Here is a 20,569-nt window from a genome sequence, read left to right on the forward strand (position 1 = left end):
ATCTTTGTGTATCAAAAAAATTGATATGACACAAGAGAGAGAAAATATGAAAATTTGGTTTATTACGGGTGCTTCCCGTGGATTTGGACGCATTTGGACCGAGGCGGCGCTTAAGAGGGGCGATAAGGTAGTAGCCACCGCGAGGTCGCTGGCCAGCATTGCGGAATTGAACGAGCTGTACGGCGACAATGTTCTGACGCTGGAATTGGACGTGACGAACAAAGCGCAGGTGAAGGAAGTAGTGCAGGCGGCGCATGATCATTTCGGCCGACTTGACATTGTGCTTAACAACGCGGGTTATGCGTTGGTGGGTACCATTGAAGAGACTGATGCCGACGATGTGCGGGCGCTCTACGAAACGAATGTTTTTGGTGCGCTGTATGTAATACAGGCTGCCTTACCATTGCTGCGCAAACAGGGCGGCGGCCACATTGTAGGCACTTCGAGTAATCTGGGCCATGTAACCTTGCCGGTCATCGGTTACTACTGCTCTTCTAAATGGGCATTTGAGGCGATTCATGAAAGTCTTGCTGCTGAAGTTGCTTCGTTTGGGGTGAAGGTAACGATTATTGAACCGGGTGCCTATGCTACAGAATTCGGCAGTCAGCAATCTTTAAAAGCCGTTGAAGGCATGGAAATTTATGGCGACTTTAAGCAACAGTTTGCCGAAAGCTTGAGAACAATGGAGCGCGGAGATCCGGAAGCAACTCCTGAAGCGGTATTTAAGGTGGTAGACTCGGATAACCCTCCGTTGCGGTTTTTCCTGGGCAGTCAGGCCCTGCCATGGGTTCGTGAAACTTATGCAGAGCGGTTAGCCACCTGGGAGGCCTGGGAAGAGGTTTCCAACGCGGCACAAAGCAAATAAATGTCAAAATAAAAGCCGATAACCGGTATTCATTTGAATATCGGTTATTATTGTATAAGATATTAAGTTATGAAAAAAGAAGAGCCCGCGCTGCTTAGGTTTAAGTCGCTCACCGACGCCCACCGGCAATTTGGCCTCCCCAATCCAAAACATCCGCTGATTAGTATGCTTAATAGCGATAATCAGATTCCGATGAATGCCTTGCCCGGTTCGCACGTGCTGACCTTCTATAAAATTGCATATAAACCTGGCATCGCCAGAAGGTTGAAATACGGACAGCACTATTACGATTTTGCTGAAGGCGGCTTGTTTTTTGCTGCTCCAAACCAGATTATAGGCAATCAAAGTGACGACGAAGGTATTTGTTCTGAATATACCCTGTTGATACACCCCGACTTTTTTCTGAACTATCCACTGGCAAAGAAGATAAAGCAGTATGGCTTCTTTTCGTATTCAACGAATGAGGCGCTCCATCTGTCGGAGGAGGAGAAGACGACCATCATTTCGATCTTCCATATGATTGAGGGGGAGCTGAACAGCCGGATAGATGACTTCAGTCAGGATGTGGTTATATCGCAGATTGAGTTGCTCCTCAACTACGCAAACCGTTTTTACAGACGCCAGTTCATTACCCGTAAGGCAGTGCATAGCGATCTGCTGGAGAAACTGGAGGAGGTGCTGGACGACTATTTTATCAATAACAGGTCGCTGAGCAGCGGCTTGCCAAGTGTCCAGTATCTGGCAGACCAATTGAATGTGTCCCCGAGCTACCTGAGCGATATGCTGCGCTCGTTGACAGGCCAGAGCGCCCAGCAGCACATTCATCATCGCTTGATTGAAGAGGCCAAAGAACGGTTATCTACCAGTACTTTGTCGGTAAGCCAGATTGCCTATGAACTTGGTTTCGAGCATCCGCAATCTTTCAGTAAACTGTTTAAGACCAAGACAGAGCAGACGCCGCTGGCATTCAGACAGCGGTTTTTGAGTTAAGAGGTCAGCTCAGGCTGAGGCTACTGCCGGATAAAGAATGTTTTGCTCAATCTGCGTGAAGTACGCGCCGGCATTTCTGTTGTCTTCGGCCGACTGGGCAAGCAGCGTTGCGGCGTTCTCCATTTTTAGAGCCTCTGCCATCTTTTCCATAGAGCCGTAAAGGGAGATTTTATGAAAGGTGATCAGCTTTGCTGCCTGCAGGATCTGGACGTCTTTATGGGGCGACTGCTGCTTTTTGTAGCCGCATGCTTCTTTGGCCATAGCCATTAAGGTTTCGTCGGTATTTGACATGATCCTGGAAGGGCGCAGCTTAAGCCATTTTAAAATTTGGGCCAGGCGGTCGACATGCTGTGCCAGCTCATTTCGGGTGGGCGACAAGCAGGACTTCAGTTCGTCGGTAGCGGCATTTTCTGAGAGCTGCTCAAAGAGTTTTTCATATTTCTTTTCGCTGGCATAACAAGCAGATACCATTTCCTGGAATACATCAATCAGATTTATAGGCGGCGTTTTCATGAGTTCTTAACAGTTGGTTCCGGGATTTCGTTCAAAGTATTTTCAGTTCTGTGACTACCGCCCGGTGATCGGATGTCCATGGTGTAACTACGATGTCGGAAAGCTCAGATTGATCGCCCATCAGGAAGGCGTCTTTCACACGGATGCCTTTTTTTGAAACATGAATGAGATCGATCCGGTCGTGGATTTCGGGGTCATGCCATAAGCCTGGCATGGTGGTCCAGGTATAGCCGGGCTTCTTTTTAACGTTTGGATGGATTTGCCGGTATGCGTCAACAAATCCTGATTTAAGGATGTAGTCGGTGCAGGGCCAGTTTACGGCGAAAGGGAGCAAGGGGTCGTTACGTTCCCTGATCGCTTTTGGCGTCCAGTCGAGACAGCTTGGTTCATTAAAGTCGCCCACCAGCACCACGGGAATTCCTTTGGCCATAAGTGGTGCCGCCTCGTCCATCATGCTTTTTACTTCGTGCATTCTGGCTTTGGTGGCCGATTGAATCACCTCTGCCCCGGTACTGAATTTTTTGTCGGCAATATCGTAAGATTCGTACGGCGTATACATGAGGTGCATCACGCCGAAGGCAACGGTTTTGGTGCCCGGCAGTTCTATAAGGACGATCTGCGAATTTTTACCCGCGGTGTTTTGGTGGTTAGCGGGTTGTGGCTTTACCGGTGGTACAGGCTTTATCTTATAACGTGAGATGACCGCCCTGCTTCCGCTTATAATATAGTGGTTCCAGCCCAGCTTTTCCGCAAGAATAATTGCTCTTGATGTTTTGTCGCCCATACCACTGGTCTGCTCCTGCAGGCCTACGACGTCTGCTCCTGAAGTCTTGATTGCCGCCAATTCGTATTTGATGCTCGTGTCTCTGGGCAGTTTGCAGCCATCGCCGCCATGCCATAGGTTAAAGCTCATGATGCGAACGTTCTGCTTCGTCTGAGCGCCGACAGGTTTGACTGACATACAAAAGGCGCTGATCAGTAATAAGATTCGGATGCTGGATTTCATTATTTACGATTGGTGTTATGCTGTCTTATTGACCTTTTAGCTGCTTGTATTTTTTCAGCTTCATCTATGGAATGAGACGTATGAATATCGTCATCCTCTTCAGCCATGTCTGACAAGCGTTTATAGTATTTATGCAGTTGGTCCAACTCTTCTTCGCTCAGATCTTCGATGTCGACCATTCGGTTGCTGGAGTGACGGGAGGCTGCAATAAGTTCATTGAGCTTTAACTGGATAGCCTTGTTGTCTTTGTTCTGTGATTTTTGGATCAGGAAAACCATTAAAAAGGTAACGATCGTTGTGCCGGTGTTAATAACCAACTGCCAGGTTTCTGAAAAATGAAAGAGGGGACCGCTAATGGCCCAGACTATCACAACCAGCGTTGCGATGCCAAAGGCAGGCCCGCTTCCAACCCAACAGGTGATCAGGTTCGCTACGTTTTCGAACCAACCGATTTTCTTCTTTTTTGCCATCTTTTATAGGTGTTAATTATGCAAAACCTTTTCGTATGCCCGCCGCGATTTTCCTCTTAAAAGTACTTCCCCGCAGTACACATACCCCGCGTTTTCAAAAGTCCGGATCATGGCGGGGTTGTCGAAGTTGGTATCGGCCTTGATGCTGTGTATGTTTCGTTCTGCCGCAAAGCGGGCGATATGTTCAAGCATTTGTCTTGCCAGACCTCTTCCCAGATGACTTTCAGCTATGCCTACCCGGTGTATGACAACGAAGTCGCCCGTACTAAGCCATTTTCCTTCGATATTGTCGTACGCGGGCTCGTCGTTTACTAGTACTGCTACATATCCCACAATCTGGTCTTTTTCCGTCAGAACATATCCTGCCTGTTTGCTGATGTCGTTTCGGACCACTTCCATATTGGGGTAGCCATCTTGCCATTGCTCGCTGCCCTCTGCCTTTCTTCTTTCTATCGCCTTATCCAAAATAGCCCATATCTGGTCAATTTCGTTCGGACTGGCTTCTCTGAAGTTGTATTCCATTCAACTAGTTGATCTTTTTACTTTCATTGATTACTGCCTGATTTACCTCGCGCACCCGTTCAACCTCCATTTTTTCAAAGGCGCGGTCATACGTGAGCAGCCCGTTTATCTCATGCTCTACATCGGTGGTCTGCGTATAAATAGCGACGCTTAATCCCTTATACTTCATGAGTTGCTCTACCTGGTTCATGAGCAGGATATATTTGTCGGTAAGCCTTTCCTTTGTTGGTTCGTAACCGTAGGCATTGTTTTCAACCGGCCACATGTGTCCCCTCACAAACAGTCCGACGCCGCCATATTCACCCAGAGAGGCTGCCCGCTTATCGTCCGGCTTTGAGGCGTCGTTCGGGCCTATGTAAATGTGCGTGTCGACGAAGTCGCCATTTCCCGGATCTCCGGCCGCTTTCTGATAGCCAGGGTTGTTATTGAATCCCGAGTTTCCGTTGACCAGCCTCGAGGGATCATACTTTTTTACCCAGTCGGTAATCTCTTTGACGTCGAAAGCTCCCCAGTTTTCATTGAAAGGCACCCACGCTATGATTGACGGAGGGTTATGCAGATCGTCCATCATTGCCTTGAGCTCCTTACGGAAAGCGGTTCTGGTTTTTGCCGTGTCTTCATGCTGATACCAGATGGCAGGCATATCCTGCCACACAAGCAGGCCAAGCTTGTCGGCCCAGTAATAGAAGCGCTTAGGTTCGGTTTTCATATGTTTCCTGATCAGGTTGAAACCAGCTCGTTTTGTGAATTCCACATCGTATTTAAGTGCTTCGTCTGTCGGCGCCGTCAGAATACCATCGGGCCAGTAACCCTGATCTAGCAAGCCTACCTGCATCACAAATTGATTGTTGAGCAGGGGTCTTACCACGCCATTTACCTTGCCAAGGCGCACATCACGCATGCCGAAATAGCTGGTGACCTCGTCGGTGACCTTTCCGCTTTTATCGTATAGCGTGAGTTTGAGGTCATATAAGAACGGGTCGTCTGGCGACCATAGCTTAGGGTTTGGCACCGCAAGGTAGAATGTGGTCCCGGCCTGGGCCTTTGTCTCTGAAATAACTTTTTTACCGTCGAGGGCCGCTGCTGTAATCTGTGCGACATCAGCGCTTACTGTAATTTGCAGGCGACTGTTAGCCACATCGGGCGTTAGCTTTAGGTTTTTGATGTAGTTTTTGCCGACTGGTTCCAGCCACACACTTTGCCAGATGCCGGAGGTAAAGGTGTAGTCGCCGCGCGGACCGTTTTTGCCGGAGGGTGTCTTGCCATCGTTAGGATCGTGCGCTGCAACCACCAAAACGTTGCTTCCTTTCTTCAGGAAAGGCGTAATGTTTAGGCTAAAAGCATCGTATCCGCCGGCATGGGTGCCAGCCTTTTGTCCGTTTACAAACACGGTCGCGTCGTGGTCAACCGCATCGAAGTGGATGATCACCTGCTTATCTTTCCAGGATGCCGGGATCTCAAAGTTTCTCCGGTACCACATATTGATTTCCTGGTTACGCTCTATACCCGAGAGCACCGATTCCGGACAGTAGGGCACAAGGATAGTTTCTTTTTTGCCTTCGAAGTTTATGGGCTTGATTGGCTTTAAAGCGTTTGCAACCTGCTTTCCGCCAAGATAATCCCATTTTCCGTTAAGAGAAAGCCAGTCGGCCCGCTGTAACTGCGGTCTTGGATAATCTGGAAACGGCATATCTGTGTTCATGGCAGCCTGTGTCCATTTTGTGGGTAGTTTGGGCTTCTGGCCGGATGCTGTGTGCACCATGATCGCTGTTGCGATCACTAAAATGATGAAAAGCAGTCTCTTAGATATTGTCATAACCTATGATATTTTTTGAATGTAATATATGGGTTTGGTGCTAATTGTACAAAAGTATATGTTTGCAGCTCGCTTAAGAAGATTATGAAAGAAGATATTGCCGGTTTGCTGAACCTTATTCAGTCGAAGAACATGAATTTTTCGGGCCTGATTGCCTTTATAGAGGAACGTTATGATCATACCCCGACGGCCTTCAGGAATGGAGAGGTTTACAACGAGGCTTCGCAAAATCAGGGTAGCGCGAAGGTGCTGACTTTTGCAAAGCTTAACGGGCTCTCGGAAGAAGACACTTTACAGTTGTTTGCCGAGCATTACGAAGCAGTGCTTGCGACCCCGGAAGGTACAGATCATCAGAACATCAGGCAGTTTATGGCCCGGGGCTGGGAGGGCGTTGCCTTCGAGGGTGTGGCTTTAAAGGCTAAGTCTTAGGGACGGCGGTAGCGTTTCCAGAAAAGATACCAGCGTTTGTTTCTCGGATAACTTCTATGCGAGGTTCTGTTATTGAAAAATATGGCAACGGCCAGAAGGATAATACATCCCGACAGTACGGGACTGATCACGTAAAGGTACCCGAGCGATAAGATTTTTTCCGATCCGATATTAGCGATCAGGGCGGTTGCGCCTCCGGGAGGATGCAGGGTTTTAGTGATCTGCATGCAGACTATGGATAGCGACACAGACAGCGCTGCGGCAAGCCAGAGTTCGCCGGGTATCAGTTTATGGATGGTAACGCCGATGATAGCCGAAATGACGTGTCCGCCAATTAGGTTCCGTGGCTGTGCGAGGGGACTATTGATAACGCCGTAGATAAGTACGGCGGAGGCACCAAAAGAGCCGATCAGGAAAAGATTGTCGTGCGCTTCAAAATACGGACTGTGCAGCAGACCGATAAGGGCGATGCCGGTAAAAGAACCAAGGAAAGTCCAGAAGTGTTCTTTCCGGTCGACCAGCGTTTCTTTATACAGGATATACCTTGCGGCACGTACATGTTTTCTGATCTTTCGCCTCATTCGGAGCAAAGTTAATATTCGCTGCCGGATTCGGCAATGCTGCGTTACATTAATGGGAAGCCGGGGTGGTTTCGGTAATATTCGATTTTGGACAGGAACATTGTCGCCATCTTTTCTGCACGCCACTTTGCTTCTTCGGTAAGCGGCCCTGCGAAGAGACTGTTCAGCGCAGTGCGCCACAAAGTCAGCCAGGTATCGAAATGGTGCTTGCCAATGGCCATGTTTGCATGCGGTGGGAAGGGGCTTCCGCTGTAATTGTGTTTTTCTAACAACACCGTTTGCCAGAAACGGTACATCTTTTCAAGATGTTCGGGCCAGCGGTCGTTGATTATGGCGCCGAAGATAGGTCCGAGTAATTCGTTTTCCCGGATATTGGTGTAAAAGGTGTCGACCAATAAAACAATATCCTCATCCGTACTGATATCTTTTGATGCTGCCATAGTGCAAAGATAGCGAGTGATAAGCTGACCGGAATGATCTCGGTCACTTATTGTCTTTCTTTCCGGATTTTTTCGGAACACAGTTCGGAACTTTTTTCCCTTCCTTGGTTTTCATTCCCACCTGCTCGTAGTTTTTCCAACATGGGTCCGATTCTTTTTTATTCTTAGGCATAGCGGGTGCATTTGTAATACCTGGTATTAACAAAGCGCATCAATATTTGTTGTTTCCCAAGGCATTATATTGGATGTTATATTTCTAAAATGATACAAAAGAACCTAAGATTGATCAGGTTAATCAAAAGCTAATCATTTAATTTGCAGACAGCCGGAGTGCCGGACTTGTTGTATAACCAAATTTTAAGCTTCTGAGAGGTATGAAAAAAAGAACTGCTGTATATGTTTTGCTCGCTGTATTTCTGGGTGCACCACTCGCGTCTATGTCGCGAGCACTCCCTAAAAAACCAAAAAAGCCTAATATCATTTTGATTTTGGCCGATGATCTGGGTTACTCCGATCTGGGCTGTTATGGCGGTGAGATTAATACGCCAAATCTGGACCGTATAGCAAAGCAGGGGATGCAGTTTACCCAGTTTTACAACGTGTCGAGGTGCTGCCCGACCAGAGCCTCGCTGCTGACTGGTCTCTATAACCACGATGCGGGGATAGGGCATATGACTACCGCAGAAAATGACAGTGGTTATCGCGGTCACCTTGGGAAAAATACCGTTACGATTGCCGAAGTACTGAAGCAGGCCGGCTATAGCACGGCGATGGTGGGTAAGTGGCATGTTTCTAACACAATTACACAGGAAAAAGAGGAACAAATCAAATGGCTTAGTCACCGCGCAGAATATCCGCTCTTTTCGCCGCTGGAGCAATATCCCACGAAAAGAGGGTTTGATAAGTTTTACGGGACTATATGGGGTGTGATTGATTTTTATGATCCCTTTAGCCTGGTAGAGGGCACTACGCCTGTTAAGCAGGTGCCTGCAAATTATTACCATACCGATGCAATTAACGATAAGGCTTCCGGTTATATCCGTGAATTTGCAAAAAAAGGTGAGCCGTTCTTTCTATATATGGCGCACAATGCGCCACACTGGCCAATCCAGGCGCTTCCTGAAGATATTGAAAAGTATAAGGATACCTATAAAGTCGGCTGGGAGGCCATCAGACGCAACCGCTATCAGCGGATGGTTAAGCTTGGTTTGATCGATTCAACCAAGGTGAAGCTGTCACCGCGCAACCCTGCTCAAATGACCTGGGAGAATAACCCGCATAAAGAATGGGATGCCCGGGCAATGGCGGTGCATGCGGCGATGATAGACAGGATGGATCAAGGGATTGGACGTGTGTTGAAAACGCTTGAGGATACGGGTGAACTGGACAATACCATCATCGTCTTTTTAAGTGATAATGGTGCCAGTGCCGAGCTTTCGGAAAGGTACGGACCGGGTTTTGACCGACCGGGCGAAACGCGGGACGGGAGAAAGATCTCGTATGCGACAGACAAATCGGTAATGCCTGGTCCGCAGACAACCTTCTTCTCGATTGGGCCGAGCTGGGCCAATGTAGCCAATACGCCTTTCCGGCTATGGAAGTCGCAATCGCTGGAGGGCGGCGTTCACACGCCTATGATCGTTTCCTGGCCTGACGGCATTAAAAAGAAAGGGAGTAAATCTGCGCAGGTTGGCCATGTAATGGATTTTATGGCGACTTTTATTGATGTTACAGGGGCGGCTTATCCGAAGGAATATAACGGAAATATGATTACGCCGCTGGCAGGTAAGAGTTTGGCGCCACTGTTTAAAGGTAAAAAAGTTGAAGGTCATACCGTATTGTGTAATGAGCATGAGGGCAGCAAGTATGTGAGGTATAACAACTGGAAACTGGTGGTTGCCGGTCCCGACCGGAAGTGGCAGCTGTACAATATGACGGACGACCCGACCGAACTGAACAATCTTGCCAGTCAGCATCCCGACAAAGTCAAAGCCATGTCGGCCATGTGGGATGAATGGGCAAAGAATCATCATGTGTTACCTAAGCCATAATATGAGATACATCATTGGAAGCGCTGTTACTATTGCGCTGTTGGCCGGTGCTTACGCCTTTAAGACGGTTGATGAGATCAAGCCGGGCAAGGCTGCGGACAGCCGTCCGAATATTATGATTATTATGGCCGACGATATGGGCTATGCCGATATTGGAAGTTACGGGAGTGAAGTGTCGACCCCCAATCTGGACCGGCTGGCGGCAAATGGCATCCGCTTCCGGCAGTTTTATAACAATGCCCGATGCTGTCCGACTCGTGCTTCTTTATTAACTGGCCTATACCCGCATCAGGCAGGAATCGGACACATGACCAATGATCCGGAAGACAGTGTGGCCTACAACTATAATCTGAAAGGTTACCAAGGTGCATTAAATAATAATTGCGTTACGATAGCCGAGGTATTGAAGGGTTCCGGATATCAGACGCTGATGTCTGGTAAATGGCATGTTGGCTATCATGGTCAGCAAAGATGGCCGCTTCAGCGTGGTTTTGATAAGTACTATGGGATACTCGCGGGTGCGGCCAATTACTTTAATCCGACAGGTCCGAGGGGGCTGACATTGATGAATGAACAGGTGCAACCAGAGGGCGATGATTTTTATCTGACAGATGCGCTGACGGATCACGCTGTAAAGTTTTTGGATGAAAACCGCAGGGAAGGCAAATCGCCTTTTTTTATGTACCTGGCGTATACAAGTCCGCACTGGCCTCTTAATGCACTGAAAGACGACGTTGATAAATACCGGAACAAATATAAATCGGGCTGGAAAGCACTACGGAAAGAACGGTATGCCCGGATGATAAAGTCGGGCGTATTGACAGCAGAGACGGGGTTAAGTCCGGATGACGCGGCCGACTGGGACAAGCTTTCTGCCGAAAAACAGGATGAAATGGATTTCCGAATGGCATTGTATGCGGCCCAGATTGACCGGATGGACCAGAATATCGGGCGGGTGGTCAAAGCACTTGAAGAATCGGGCCAACTTGAGAATACGCTGATCTTCTTTTTATCTGATAATGGCGCATGCGCAGAAGGCGGGGATCTGGGTGGAGGTCTTAAAGAGAATTTAGGTTCGAAGCGGGGTTATATGCTAAGTTACGGCCAGTCATGGGCCAACGCCTCGAACACGCCGTTTAAAAAGTACAAACATTGGGTGAACGAGGGTGGTATCAGCACACCGCTTATTGTTCATTGGCCTAAAGCAATCCCTAAAAATAAAAAAGGTAAATTTACTGACCAGTATGGGTTTCTCCCGGATCTTATGGCGACAGTAGTAGAGGTTTCGGGGTCGAAATACCCGGCAAGGTACAAGGGGCAGGATATTCTGCCTATGGCTGGCAAAAGCCTGCTGCCTGTTATCCGGGGTGTTGAAAAGCCAGTGCATGCTCAGCCGATTTTTTGGGAGCATGAAGGCAATTCGGCGGTTAGGCTGGGCAATATGAAACTGGTGTGCGAATATGAGGAAGGGAAGCCACGGAAGTGGCAGCTATATGATATTAGCAAAGACAGATCTGAACTGGATGATCTGGCAGAAAAAAATCCAGAGCAGGTTCGCAGGTTATCGGCAGCTTATGATGAATGGGCGTTACATACTGGCGTTAAGCCCTGGAATGAGATCAGAAAGATTTTAGCTTCGAGAAGGAAGTAGATAGATATGAAAAAGAGGGTTAGCAGGCGCTTGTTTGGAAGTTGTGGTTTGATGCTTATCGTGGCATTGTTTTGCGGCTCTTGCCAGCAGAAGGCAGGTGAAGAAAATCCGGAAAAGAGAACCGCTGATGATGCATCCTGCCATAGTCATATGCCGAGCAGATTTGGTGCTGCGGCAGCACCGGATTTGGGAGCCGGCACAGCATCGAAAGCCGGGTCTAAGCGTGGCATGAAGTGGATTGAAGGCGGATCCTTTTCTATGGGGGCTGCGACGGCTGGCGGACGGGCCGATGAATATCCTGCGCATCAGGTAAAAGTGGATGGTTTCTGGATGGACGAGAAGGAAGTTACTAATGCACAGTTTGCAGCCTTTGTAAAGGCTACAGGCTATAAAACTGTGGCAGAGCGTAAGCCCGATTGGGAAGAACTTAAGAAGCAGTTGCCTCCCGGCACGCCAAAGCCGCCTGATGATTTGCTTGTGCCGGCTGGTCTAACGTTCAATCCGCCAAATCATCCTGTACCGCTAAACAATGCCGCGCAATGGTGGCGCTGGACTCCGGGAGCAAACTGGCGGCATCCGCAGGGACCCGGTAGTAGTATTGATGGCAAAGACGATTACCCGGTTACACAGGTTTCGTGGGAGGATGCCACCGCTTACGCGAAATGGGCAGGTAAACGTTTGCCAACCGAAGCGGAGTGGGAATATGCCGCGCGCGGTAGTGCGGAAAATGCGATATATCCATGGGGAAATGATCCGGTTGAACAGGGCAAACCAAAAGCGAATACCTGGCAGGGCAGCTTCCCCGATAGGGATACTTCCTGGGACGGATTTTCTGGTCTGGCGCCGACTGGTTCGTTCGCTCCGAACAAATATGGTTTGTACGATATGGCCGGGAATGTGTGGGAATGGGTGTCGGATTGGTATACACCGGATTATTATGCGACTTTACCTGTGAAGGGAACTGTGAACCCCAAGGGGCCGGCCAAGGGCTATGATCCGGATGAGCCTTTTGTGCCGAAAAAAGTAACCCGGGGTGGTTCGTTTATGTGCAATGCATCTTATTGTGAGGGCTATAAAGTGACCTCGCGGATGAAGTCTTCACCCGATACGGGACTGGAAAATACTGGTTTCCGTTGCGTGGCTGGAAACTAACCGGAATTTTCTATATTGGATGCTATGAAGAAAGTTTTTTCTAACCTGACTTTTCAGGTGCTCATAGCTATTACGTTCGGCATTTTGGTCGGGGCTTTTATCCCGGAGTTTGCGCCACATGCGAAACTGATCAGCCAGAGCTTTATCAATATGATCAGCATGCTCATTGCACCGATCATCTTCTTGACGATCGTGCTGGGTATTGCGCATATGGGCGACATGAAGAAAGTTGGCCGGGTAGGTGGTAAAGCTTTGCTGTACTTTGAGATTGTGACTACGCTGGCTATTATGATCGGGATGCTCGTGGCGAATGTGGTAAAGCCCGGTGAGGGCGTTCAGACAGCATCGGGGGACGTGAACAAGGTGAAGGATTATGCTGATAGAGCCGGCGAGATCAATTGGGCGGAGTTCTTTGCGCACATCATTCCACATAATATTTTTGAAGCCTTTAGTACGGGCGACATCCTGCAGATATTGTTCTTTGCTATACTTTTCGGTTATGGGTTAAGTAAGATGGGAGAGCAGGGCGCTTCTTTGCTGAGTACTTTCGATAAGTTGTCGAAGGTCTTTTTCAACATTATGAAGATTGTGATGCGTCTGGCCCCGATTGGGGCATTTGGCGGAATGGCTTACAGTGTGGGTACTTATGGCCTGCATACGCTTTTACCTATGGCAAAACTAATGGCTTCTGTATACCTGACATGCGCGCTTTTTATTTTTGTTGTACTAAATGGCATTTGCCGGTATTATAAGTTTAGCTTGTGGACTTACCTGAGGTACATCAGGCAGGAGATCCTGATTGTGCTCGGTACATCTTCCTCGGAGTCTGTTCTTCCGAGTATGATGCAGAAAATGGAGGCTATTGGCTGCAAAAAATCTGTTGTAGGTTTGGTAATCCCGACGGGCTACTCGTTTAACCTGGATGGTACGGCGATCTACCTCTCGATGGCGGTCATTTTTCTGTGTCAGGTGTTCCATGTGGATTTGTCGGTAGGCCAGCAGTTGAGTATACTTGCAGTGCTGATGGTGACCTCCAAGGGCGCCGCGGGTGTTACCGGAAGTGGATTTATTGTGCTGGCCTCGACGCTGACAGCGCTAAAGATCATGCCGGTTGAACATATTGCGATATTGCTGGGGGTCGACCGTTTCATGTCGGAAGCCCGCGCGATTACCAATATGATAGGCAATGGTATTGCTGCCATTGTGATCGCGAAAAGTGAAAACGATTTTGACGAGAAGAAGTACCTCCGGGCGACGAATCCGGACGCTATAGAAAGAACTGAAGAAGATATTGTATGAAATTTAACTGGATAGCTGCGGTGGGTATAGCCGCGTGTATATGGGGCTGCAGTGGTGTAAAAAAGGGTGCTAACGCGGTTGCCGAAGAACGCGGCTGGGAGTCGCTCTTTAACGGCAGGGATATTAAGGACTGGCGCGTCAAAATACACCATCATGAGACTGGTGTAAACTTTGGGAATACTTTCAGGGTGGAGGACGGTCTGATCAAGATCCGGTATGATCAGTATGGCGACTTCAACGATCAGTTCGGACACCTGTACTACAAGACACCATTTTCTTATTACCATTTGAAATTTGAATATCGCTTTGCAGGGGAACTGCAGCGTGGTGCGCCCGATTATACATTACTTAACAGCGGGGTGATGTTTCATTCTCAGGACCCGCGCACGATGCTGAAGGAACAAGACTGGCCAATCTCTATTGAGATGCAGCTCCTGGCCGGACTTGGGGATGGCAGGCCGCGCCCGACTGGTAATATGTGTTCGCCGGGTACTAATGTAGTGTATAAAGGCAGGATCGCTGCGGATCATTGTATCAATTCAACGTCGAAAACATATGGCCGTGATGAATGGGTAAGCGGCGAACTTATCGTGTTGGGCGATTCGCTGATCAGGCATGTGATTAACGGGGATACGGTGCTCGAGTATTCTAAACCTCAGATTGGTGGCGGTATTGCAAACCGGTATGATCCGAAATATAAGGTGGACGGCAAGTTGCTGAGCAGTGGTTTTATTGCGCTTCAAAGCGAGGGGCAGCCCATTGATTTCCGCAATATAAAAATACGTCGTTTAACTAAACAGGGTAAGTAATATTGGCTGGTATCCAGCGAATGTATTTTTTTTGATTTGTTTCGTGATTGCTGCTCAGTTTTATCTAAGTTTGCAGCAAAAATTATAGATACATGAGTGTTTTAGTAAATAAAGATTCAAAAGTCATAGTTCAGGGCTTTACCGGAAATGAAGGTACTTACCATGCTTCTCAGATGATTGAGTATGGAACGAACGTAGTCGGTGGTGTTACGCCAGGAAAAGGCGGTCAGACCCATCTGGACAGACCGGTATTTAACACTGTGAAGGATGCTGTTGATCAGGCTGGTGCTAATGTGTCTATTATTTTTGTGCCGCCTGCTTTTGCTGCCGATGCCATTATGGAAGCTGCTGAAGCCGGTATTAAAGTGATCGTCTGTATTACTGAAGGTATTCCTACTAAGGATATGATTCAGGTTAAGTCTTACATAGCTGACAAAGACTGCCGTTTAATTGGGCCGAACTGTCCTGGTATTATTACTGCCGATGAGGCTAAGATTGGTATTATGCCGGGCTTTATCTTCAAAAGAGGTACAGTAGGCGTGGTTTCTAAGTCGGGTACGCTGACTTACGAGGCGGTAGATCAGGTGGTGAAAGCCGGGTTGGGTATCACTACTGCTATCGGTATTGGTGGTGATCCGATTATCGGGACAACGACCAAGGAGGCTGTTGAGCTTTTAATGAACGATCCGGAGACAGAAGGCATCATCATGATCGGTGAGATTGGTGGTGGCATGGAAGCCGAGGCTGCGCGCTGGATTAAAGAACATGGTACCAAGCCGGTAGTTGGTTTTATCGCGGGTCAGACTGCTCCTCCGGGACGCCGTATGGGCCATGCAGGTGCAATTGTTGGTGGTGCTGACGATACCGCCGCTGCAAAAATGAAAATTATGGCTGAATGCGGTATCCGCGTTGTGGAGAGCCCGGCTGAAATCGGCGCTGCCATGGCCGAACTGCTGAAAAAATAAAGAGCTTCTTGCTTAATAAGCCCCGGTCGACCTGGTTGATCGGGGCTTTGTGTTTTTAATTGACATAAGTATTACTTCTGATGGAAACTATTGGGGCTGTTAAATTCGTATTTTAGGGTAAACAAATGATGAAGGTATTGCAGTATAAAACAGTTGTGTTGGCTGGCTTGTTCATGGTAGCAGGTATGGTAGCCTGTGGTCAGCAACCGAAAAAGTCTACAGGCACTGAAGTTTCAGGTAAAAAAGCATCAAAAATGGAGTGGAATAAATTGACAAAAGAAGAGGAGGACGTTATTGTCCGAAAAGGCACGGAATATCCCGGCACCGGGAAGTTGCTCAATAATAAGGAAAAAGGGACCTATATATGCAGGCGTTGTAATGCGCCTTTGTACAGGTCTGAAACCAAGTTTGAATCGCACTGTGGATGGCCGAGTTTTGATGATGAGATAGACGGGGCTGTATTGAGGGTGCCAGACGCGGATGGTTCGCGGACGGAGATCATCTGCGCGAATTGTAAAGGTCACCTCGGACATGTTTTTCTTGGTGAAGGGTTCACTGCAAAGGATACCCGGCACTGTGTGAACTCTATTTCCATGCAGTTTGTTCCGGATAAGAAATAGTCAGTTTATTTTAAGATAATTTTCAATGCCAGACGATAATTTGTCTGGCATTGTTTGTTTTTACGGATTTAGTTTTCTTATGTTTGCAGGGTTCACCAAACTCAATAACGAATGAAGTATTACTTATTCTTATGCTGTCTGTTGATGTCTCTCAAAGGTTTTTCTCAGAATATGCCTGCAAATCAAGTCCTGGATGAGTTTGTTAGCGGTAGTGTAAAGCCTAAAGCAGAGAGCGAATCAGTAAGTTCTTCAAATGTTGTTTCCAAGACGGTTTTAGCTACTTATTACGCCCGGAAATTTGAGGGGCGCAGAACTTCAAGCGGGGCGCGTTATCGTGCTGCTAAAATGACTGCGGCGCATCTTACACTTCCGTTTGGAACAATAGTTACCGTGACTAACCCGGCGAATGGGAAGTCGGTCGAAGTTGAGATCAATGACCGTGGTCCGCATTCCAAGAAATTCAGTATTGATGTGTCGGCCGGTGCCGCAAAGGCATTGGGCTTTTACGGTAAGGGTGTAGCTGAGCTGGAAATCAGCTATGTTCCTGAAGAAGATTAGGCTTTAACTTTTTTAGAATCAAAGTCAGTTTTTTCTGATTTATTAACAATCTTGAATTTTTCCTATCCGCTTAAAAAGAAATATTTAGCTTTTTCGCTGGTTGATTCTGACAAAATTCTGATCGGATCCGGGGGATAAACTCACAACTTGTTAACAACTTCTTTCGCCAAAAAAATCACTCGTCTTTATATTTGTTTAAGTAAGATTCTTTAGTAAATCACACGTCGGTTTTTAGTTAAGGGTTTAGTATTTAGTAGCTTAAGTTAGGTCGTAAATTTCATGTTTTCTGATCTTCAGCGCTGAATGGCCAGTTCACCGACTTCCGGGTTTTTTTAGAGGGTCGGCAGATATCATTCACCTTAAACAAATACTTATGCAAGAAGAAGAACTATTATTGAAAGAAAACAAGGACCGCTTCGTTCTGTTACCGATTAAATATCCGGCTATTTGGGAGATGTATAAGAAAAGTGAAGCCAGCTTCTGGACAGCGGAAGAAATTGATCTTTCGGATGACCTGAAGCATTGGGAGAGTCTGAATAGTGGGGAGCGCCACTTTATTTCTCATATTTTAGCTTTTTTTGCAGCGAGTGACGGTATTGTAAATGAGAACCTGGCTGTTAATTTCATGAGTGAAGTGCAGCTTCCTGAAGCCCGTTGTTTCTACGGCTTTCAGATCATGATGGAAAATATCCATTCGGAAACCTATGCGTTGCTGATCGACACCTATATCAAAGATCCGGAAGAGAAGGACCGTTTGTTCCATGCGGTAGAAACAGTTCCATGTGTAGGAAAGAAAGCAGAATGGGCATTGAGGTGGATTGAGAACGGAACGTTTGCGGAGCGACTGGTTGCGTTTGCTGCGGTGGAAGGTATATTCTTCAGCGGAAGTTTTTGCTCGATCTTCTGGTTGAAAAAGCGAGGCCTTATGCCTGGTTTGACTTTTAGTAATGAGTTGATATCAAGGGATGAAGGTATGCATTGTGAGTTTGCCTGCCTGCTTTACAGCATGCTGCAGAATAAATTGAGCGAGGAGCAGGTACATGGTATCATTAAAGATGCTGTGGAGATAGAGAAGGAATTTATTACGGATGCTTTACCTGTGGCATTGATTGGTATGAATGCCAAACTGATGTCGCAGTATATTGAATTTGTGGCCGACAGATGGGTTCAGGAACTTGGTTACAAGAAAATATATGGGGCAACAAATCCGTTTGATTTTATGGAGATGATCTCCCTGCAGGGAAAAACCAACTTCTTTGAGAAGCGTGTGGGAGATTACCAGAAGAGCGGTGTCCTGACTGCTTCGGACGACAAGGCACAGGCCTTTTCACTTGATGACGATTTTTAGTCTGCTTTAACAACAGATGAACAATAACAACTAATCATAAATACCTAGAAATATGTTTGTAATTAAAAGAGATGGCCGCAAGGAAGCGGTGAGGTTTGATAAGATCACAGCGCGGATTGAAAAACTTTGTTATGGGTTCAATGCTGAACTTGTAGATCCGATTGATGTGGCGAAAAAGGTTATTGAAGGTTTGTATGATGGTGTGACCACTTCGGAGCTGGATAATCTTGCTGCTGAGACCGCTGCTTCTTTAACCACTAAACATCCGGATTATGCTTTGCTGGCATCTCGAATAGCTGTTTCGAACTTGCATAAAAATACAACGAAGTCGTTCTCTAAGACGATGGAGATGCTGTATACTTATATTGATCAGAAGACAGGTAAGCAGTCTTCCCTTATCGCAGATGACGTGTGGGAAGTCATTAAAAATAACGCCGACCTGCTGGATAGTACCATCATTTATGACAGGGACTTTGGGTTTGATTACTTTGGCTTTAAGACGCTGGAAAAGTCTTATCTGCTGAAGGTAGAAGGTCAGATCGTGGAGCGGCCGCAGCATTTGTTTATGCGCGTAGCGGTGGGAATTCACAAGGAAGATGTCGAAAGTGCGATTGCTACCTATAATCTGATGAGTGAGCGCTGGTTTACCCATGCTACACCAACCTTATTTAATGCGGCAACGCCTAAACCGCAAATGTCGTCGTGCTTTTTGCTGACCATGCAGGACGACAGTATTGAAGGTATTTATGATACATTGAAGCAAACGGCTAAGATTTCGCAAAGTGCCGGTGGTATTGGCTTAAGCATTCATAACATTAGGGCTACTGGGGCTTATATTGGCGGTACTAACGGAACCAGTAATGGTATAGTGCCTATGCTGAAGGTGTTTAATGATACTGCACGGTATGTAGACCAGGGTGGTGGTAAACGTAAAGGTGCTTTTGCCATATACCTGGAACCATGGCACGCTGATGTGTTCAGTTTCCTGGATTTACGTAAAAACCACGGAAAAGAGGAACTGCGCGCAAGAGACTTATTTTATGCGCTATGGGTATGCGACATGTTTATGAGAAGGGTAGAGGAAAATGGTGACTGGAGCCTTTTCTCTCCTGATGAGGCACCTGGTCTGGCTGATTGCTTCGGTGAGGAATTTGACGCGCTTTATGAGCGTTACGAAAAAGAAGGAAGGGCAAGAAAAACGGTGAAGGCACAGGAACTTTGGTTTGCCATTTTAGATTCGCAGATTGAGACGGGTACGCCTTATCTTTTATATAAAGATGCGGCAAACAGTAAATCTAATCAGCAGAATTTAGGTACGATCAAAAGTTCTAACTTATGTACTGAAATTATTGAGTACACTTCTAAGGATGAAGTTGCAGTATGTAACCTGGCTTCTCTGGCCCTGCCGAGATTTGTGATCAACGGTGAATTTGATCATCAAAAGTTATACGAGGTGACCTATCAGGCTACGTTAAACCTGAATAAAATTATTGACTATAACTATTATCCGGTAGAGGAGGCAAGAAACTCCAATATGCGTCACAGACCTGTCGGGCTTGGTGTTCAGGGACTTGCTGATGCGTTTATCTTGATGCGGTTGCCTTTTGAGAGCGAAGGTGCAAGGATCTTAAATAAAGAAATTTTTGAGACCATTTATTTTGCGGCAATGACAGCTTCTCATGATCTGGCAGTGAAGCATGGTCCGTACCAGACTTTTAAAGGTTCTCCTTTGTCGCAGGGCAAATTCCAGTTCGATCTATGGAATGTGAAACCTGAGAGTAACCGTTGGGACTGGGATTCGTTGAGAGAGAAGGTTGTGAAGGATGGGGTTTACAATTCACTGCTTGTGGCGCCGATGCCTACGGCTTCAACTTCGCAGATCTTGGGTAACAACGAATGCTTCGAACCTTACACTTCGAATATTTATACAAGAAGGGTACTGAGCGGAGAGTTTATTGTAGTGAACAAGCATTTGCTTAAGGACCTGGTGGCTCTTGGTTTATGGAGCCCGGCAATGAAAGACAGGATTATACTTGCAAATGGCTCTATACAAGATATCCCTGAGATCCCTGATTACATTAAGGAGCTCTATAAGACGGTTTGGGAAATTAAGATGCGTAGCATTATTGATATGGCTGCCGATAGGGGCGCTTACATTTGCCAGTCACAGTCGCTCAACTTGTTTATCAGTGCACCGAATACTTCGAAATTAACGTCAATGCATTTTTATGCCTGGAAGAAGGGATTGAAAACCGGGATGTACTACCTGCGTACGCAGGCTGCATCGCAAGCGGTTAAATTCACCGTAGAAAATCAGGCAGGTAAAAATATGGAGCCGGTAATTCCAGAGCGTATCGAGCAGCATGCTGAGGAGATTATTGAAGGGCCGGTTTGTACAATGGAAGAAGGTTGTATAAGCTGCTCAGGTTAGGATTAACTTTAATGAATAAAAAAGGGGGACGGTTCTTATAACCGCCCCCTTTT

20 protein-coding genes are annotated in these 20,569 nt (G+C 47.0%); 13 read left to right on the forward strand and 7 right to left on the reverse strand.

Annotated elements, in window-relative coordinates; translation table 11 throughout:
- Positions 1 to 25 precede the first annotated feature (25 nt).
- Positions 26 to 865 (forward strand): SDR family NAD(P)-dependent oxidoreductase, encoded by an 840-nt coding sequence (locus tag J3P40_RS06795; protein ID WP_256004059.1) that lies wholly within the window; start codon positions 26 to 28, stop codon positions 863 to 865.
- A gap of 69 nt (positions 866 to 934) precedes the next feature.
- Positions 935 to 1,855 carry a helix-turn-helix domain-containing protein gene (locus J3P40_RS06800; protein ID WP_256004061.1) on the forward strand — a complete coding sequence of 307 codons (921 nt, stop codon included), beginning with the start codon at positions 935 to 937 and terminating at the stop codon, positions 1,853 to 1,855.
- A 9-nt stretch (positions 1,856 to 1,864) separates the two neighbouring features.
- Here J3P40_RS06800 and J3P40_RS06805 read toward each other — a convergent pair whose 3' ends face one another.
- The 5 genes from J3P40_RS06805 to J3P40_RS06825 are packed head-to-tail and all read right to left on the reverse strand — an operon-like array spanning position 1,865 to position 6,182.
- Positions 1,865 to 2,368, reverse strand: a complete 504-nt coding sequence (locus J3P40_RS06805; RefSeq protein WP_256004063.1) for a DUF892 family protein — start codon at positions 2,366 to 2,368, stop codon at positions 1,865 to 1,867.
- Between the two features lie 31 nt (positions 2,369 to 2,399).
- Positions 2,400 to 3,329, reverse strand: coding sequence for an endonuclease/exonuclease/phosphatase family protein (locus tag J3P40_RS06810; RefSeq protein ID WP_256004065.1), 930 nt, complete (start codon positions 3,327 to 3,329; stop codon positions 2,400 to 2,402).
- Positions 3,330 to 3,373: 44 nt separating this feature from the next.
- Positions 3,374 to 3,844, reverse strand: coding sequence for a low affinity iron permease family protein (locus tag J3P40_RS06815; protein WP_256004066.1), 471 nt, complete (start codon positions 3,842 to 3,844; stop codon positions 3,374 to 3,376).
- Positions 3,845 to 3,856: 12 nt separating this feature from the next.
- Positions 3,857 to 4,366, reverse strand: coding sequence for a GNAT family N-acetyltransferase (locus tag J3P40_RS06820; RefSeq protein ID WP_256004067.1), 510 nt, complete (start codon positions 4,364 to 4,366; stop codon positions 3,857 to 3,859).
- Positions 4,367 to 4,370: 4 nt separating this feature from the next.
- Positions 4,371 to 6,182 carry a glycoside hydrolase family 2 protein gene (locus J3P40_RS06825; RefSeq protein WP_256004068.1) on the reverse strand — a complete coding sequence of 604 codons (1,812 nt, stop codon included), beginning with the start codon at positions 6,180 to 6,182 and terminating at the stop codon, positions 4,371 to 4,373.
- An 84-nt stretch (positions 6,183 to 6,266) separates the two neighbouring features.
- Between J3P40_RS06825 and J3P40_RS06830 the strand changes: the two genes are divergently transcribed.
- Positions 6,267 to 6,611 (forward strand): HopJ type III effector protein, encoded by a 345-nt coding sequence (locus tag J3P40_RS06830; RefSeq protein WP_256004069.1) that lies wholly within the window; start codon positions 6,267 to 6,269, stop codon positions 6,609 to 6,611.
- Here J3P40_RS06830 and J3P40_RS06835 read toward each other — a convergent pair.
- Positions 6,608 to 7,192 (reverse strand): HPP family protein, encoded by a 585-nt coding sequence (locus J3P40_RS06835; protein ID WP_256004070.1) that lies wholly within the window; start codon positions 7,190 to 7,192, stop codon positions 6,608 to 6,610. The two genes, J3P40_RS06830 and J3P40_RS06835, sit on opposite strands and share 4 nt — an antisense overlap.
- 44 nt (positions 7,193 to 7,236) lie before the next feature.
- The gene (locus J3P40_RS06840; RefSeq protein WP_256004072.1) at positions 7,237 to 7,632 is read right to left on the reverse strand and encodes a group III truncated hemoglobin; all 396 of its coding nucleotides are present in this window, start codon (positions 7,630 to 7,632) and stop codon (positions 7,237 to 7,239) included.
- Between the two features lie 374 nt (positions 7,633 to 8,006).
- Here J3P40_RS06840 and J3P40_RS06845 point away from each other — a divergent pair, with 374 nt between their 5' ends.
- The 10 genes from J3P40_RS06845 (at position 8,007) to J3P40_RS06890 (ending at position 20,516) form a co-directional block, all read left to right on the forward strand.
- The gene (locus tag J3P40_RS06845; protein ID WP_256004073.1) at positions 8,007 to 9,683 is read left to right on the forward strand and encodes an arylsulfatase; all 1,677 of its coding nucleotides are present in this window, start codon (positions 8,007 to 8,009) and stop codon (positions 9,681 to 9,683) included.
- 1 nt (position 9,684) lies between these two features.
- Positions 9,685 to 11,334 (forward strand): arylsulfatase, encoded by a 1,650-nt coding sequence (locus J3P40_RS06850; protein WP_256004074.1) that lies wholly within the window; start codon positions 9,685 to 9,687, stop codon positions 11,332 to 11,334.
- A 6-nt stretch (positions 11,335 to 11,340) separates the two neighbouring features.
- A complete protein-coding gene (locus tag J3P40_RS06855) occupies positions 11,341 to 12,486 on the forward strand; it encodes a formylglycine-generating enzyme family protein (protein ID WP_256004075.1) in 1,146 nt (381 codons plus the stop codon).
- A gap of 24 nt (positions 12,487 to 12,510) precedes the next feature.
- A complete protein-coding gene (locus J3P40_RS06860; protein WP_256004076.1) occupies positions 12,511 to 13,785 on the forward strand; it encodes a dicarboxylate/amino acid:cation symporter in 1,275 nt (424 codons plus the stop codon).
- Positions 13,782 to 14,594, forward strand: a complete 813-nt coding sequence (locus tag J3P40_RS06865; RefSeq protein WP_256004077.1) for a 3-keto-disaccharide hydrolase — start codon at positions 13,782 to 13,784, stop codon at positions 14,592 to 14,594. The genes J3P40_RS06860 and J3P40_RS06865 overlap by 4 nt, the downstream gene beginning before the upstream one ends.
- Before the next feature lie 92 nt (positions 14,595 to 14,686).
- On the forward strand, positions 14,687 to 15,559 hold the full coding sequence (sucD, locus tag J3P40_RS06870; protein WP_256004078.1) for a succinate--CoA ligase subunit alpha: 873 nt from the start codon (positions 14,687 to 14,689) through the stop codon (positions 15,557 to 15,559).
- 128 nt (positions 15,560 to 15,687) lie between these two features.
- Positions 15,688 to 16,179 carry a methionine-R-sulfoxide reductase gene (locus tag J3P40_RS06875; protein ID WP_256007055.1) on the forward strand — a complete coding sequence of 164 codons (492 nt, stop codon included), beginning with the start codon at positions 15,688 to 15,690 and terminating at the stop codon, positions 16,177 to 16,179.
- 171 nt (positions 16,180 to 16,350) lie between these two features.
- Positions 16,351 to 16,737: a septal ring lytic transglycosylase RlpA family protein gene (locus J3P40_RS06880; RefSeq protein ID WP_256004081.1), complete on the forward strand. Its 387-nt coding sequence runs from the start codon at positions 16,351 to 16,353 to the stop codon at positions 16,735 to 16,737.
- A 373-nt stretch (positions 16,738 to 17,110) separates the two neighbouring features.
- Positions 17,111 to 18,085: a ribonucleoside-diphosphate reductase small subunit gene (locus J3P40_RS06885; protein ID WP_256004084.1), complete on the forward strand. Its 975-nt coding sequence runs from the start codon at positions 17,111 to 17,113 to the stop codon at positions 18,083 to 18,085.
- Positions 18,086 to 18,137: 52 nt separating this feature from the next.
- Positions 18,138 to 20,516 carry a ribonucleoside-diphosphate reductase subunit alpha gene (locus tag J3P40_RS06890; protein ID WP_256004087.1) on the forward strand — a complete coding sequence of 793 codons (2,379 nt, stop codon included), beginning with the start codon at positions 18,138 to 18,140 and terminating at the stop codon, positions 20,514 to 20,516.
- The last annotated feature ends 53 nt before the right edge of the window (positions 20,517 to 20,569 follow it).

The organism is Pedobacter deserti, assembly GCF_024436415.1.
Classification (GTDB): domain Bacteria; phylum Bacteroidota; class Bacteroidia; order Sphingobacteriales; family Sphingobacteriaceae; genus Pedobacter; species Pedobacter faecalis.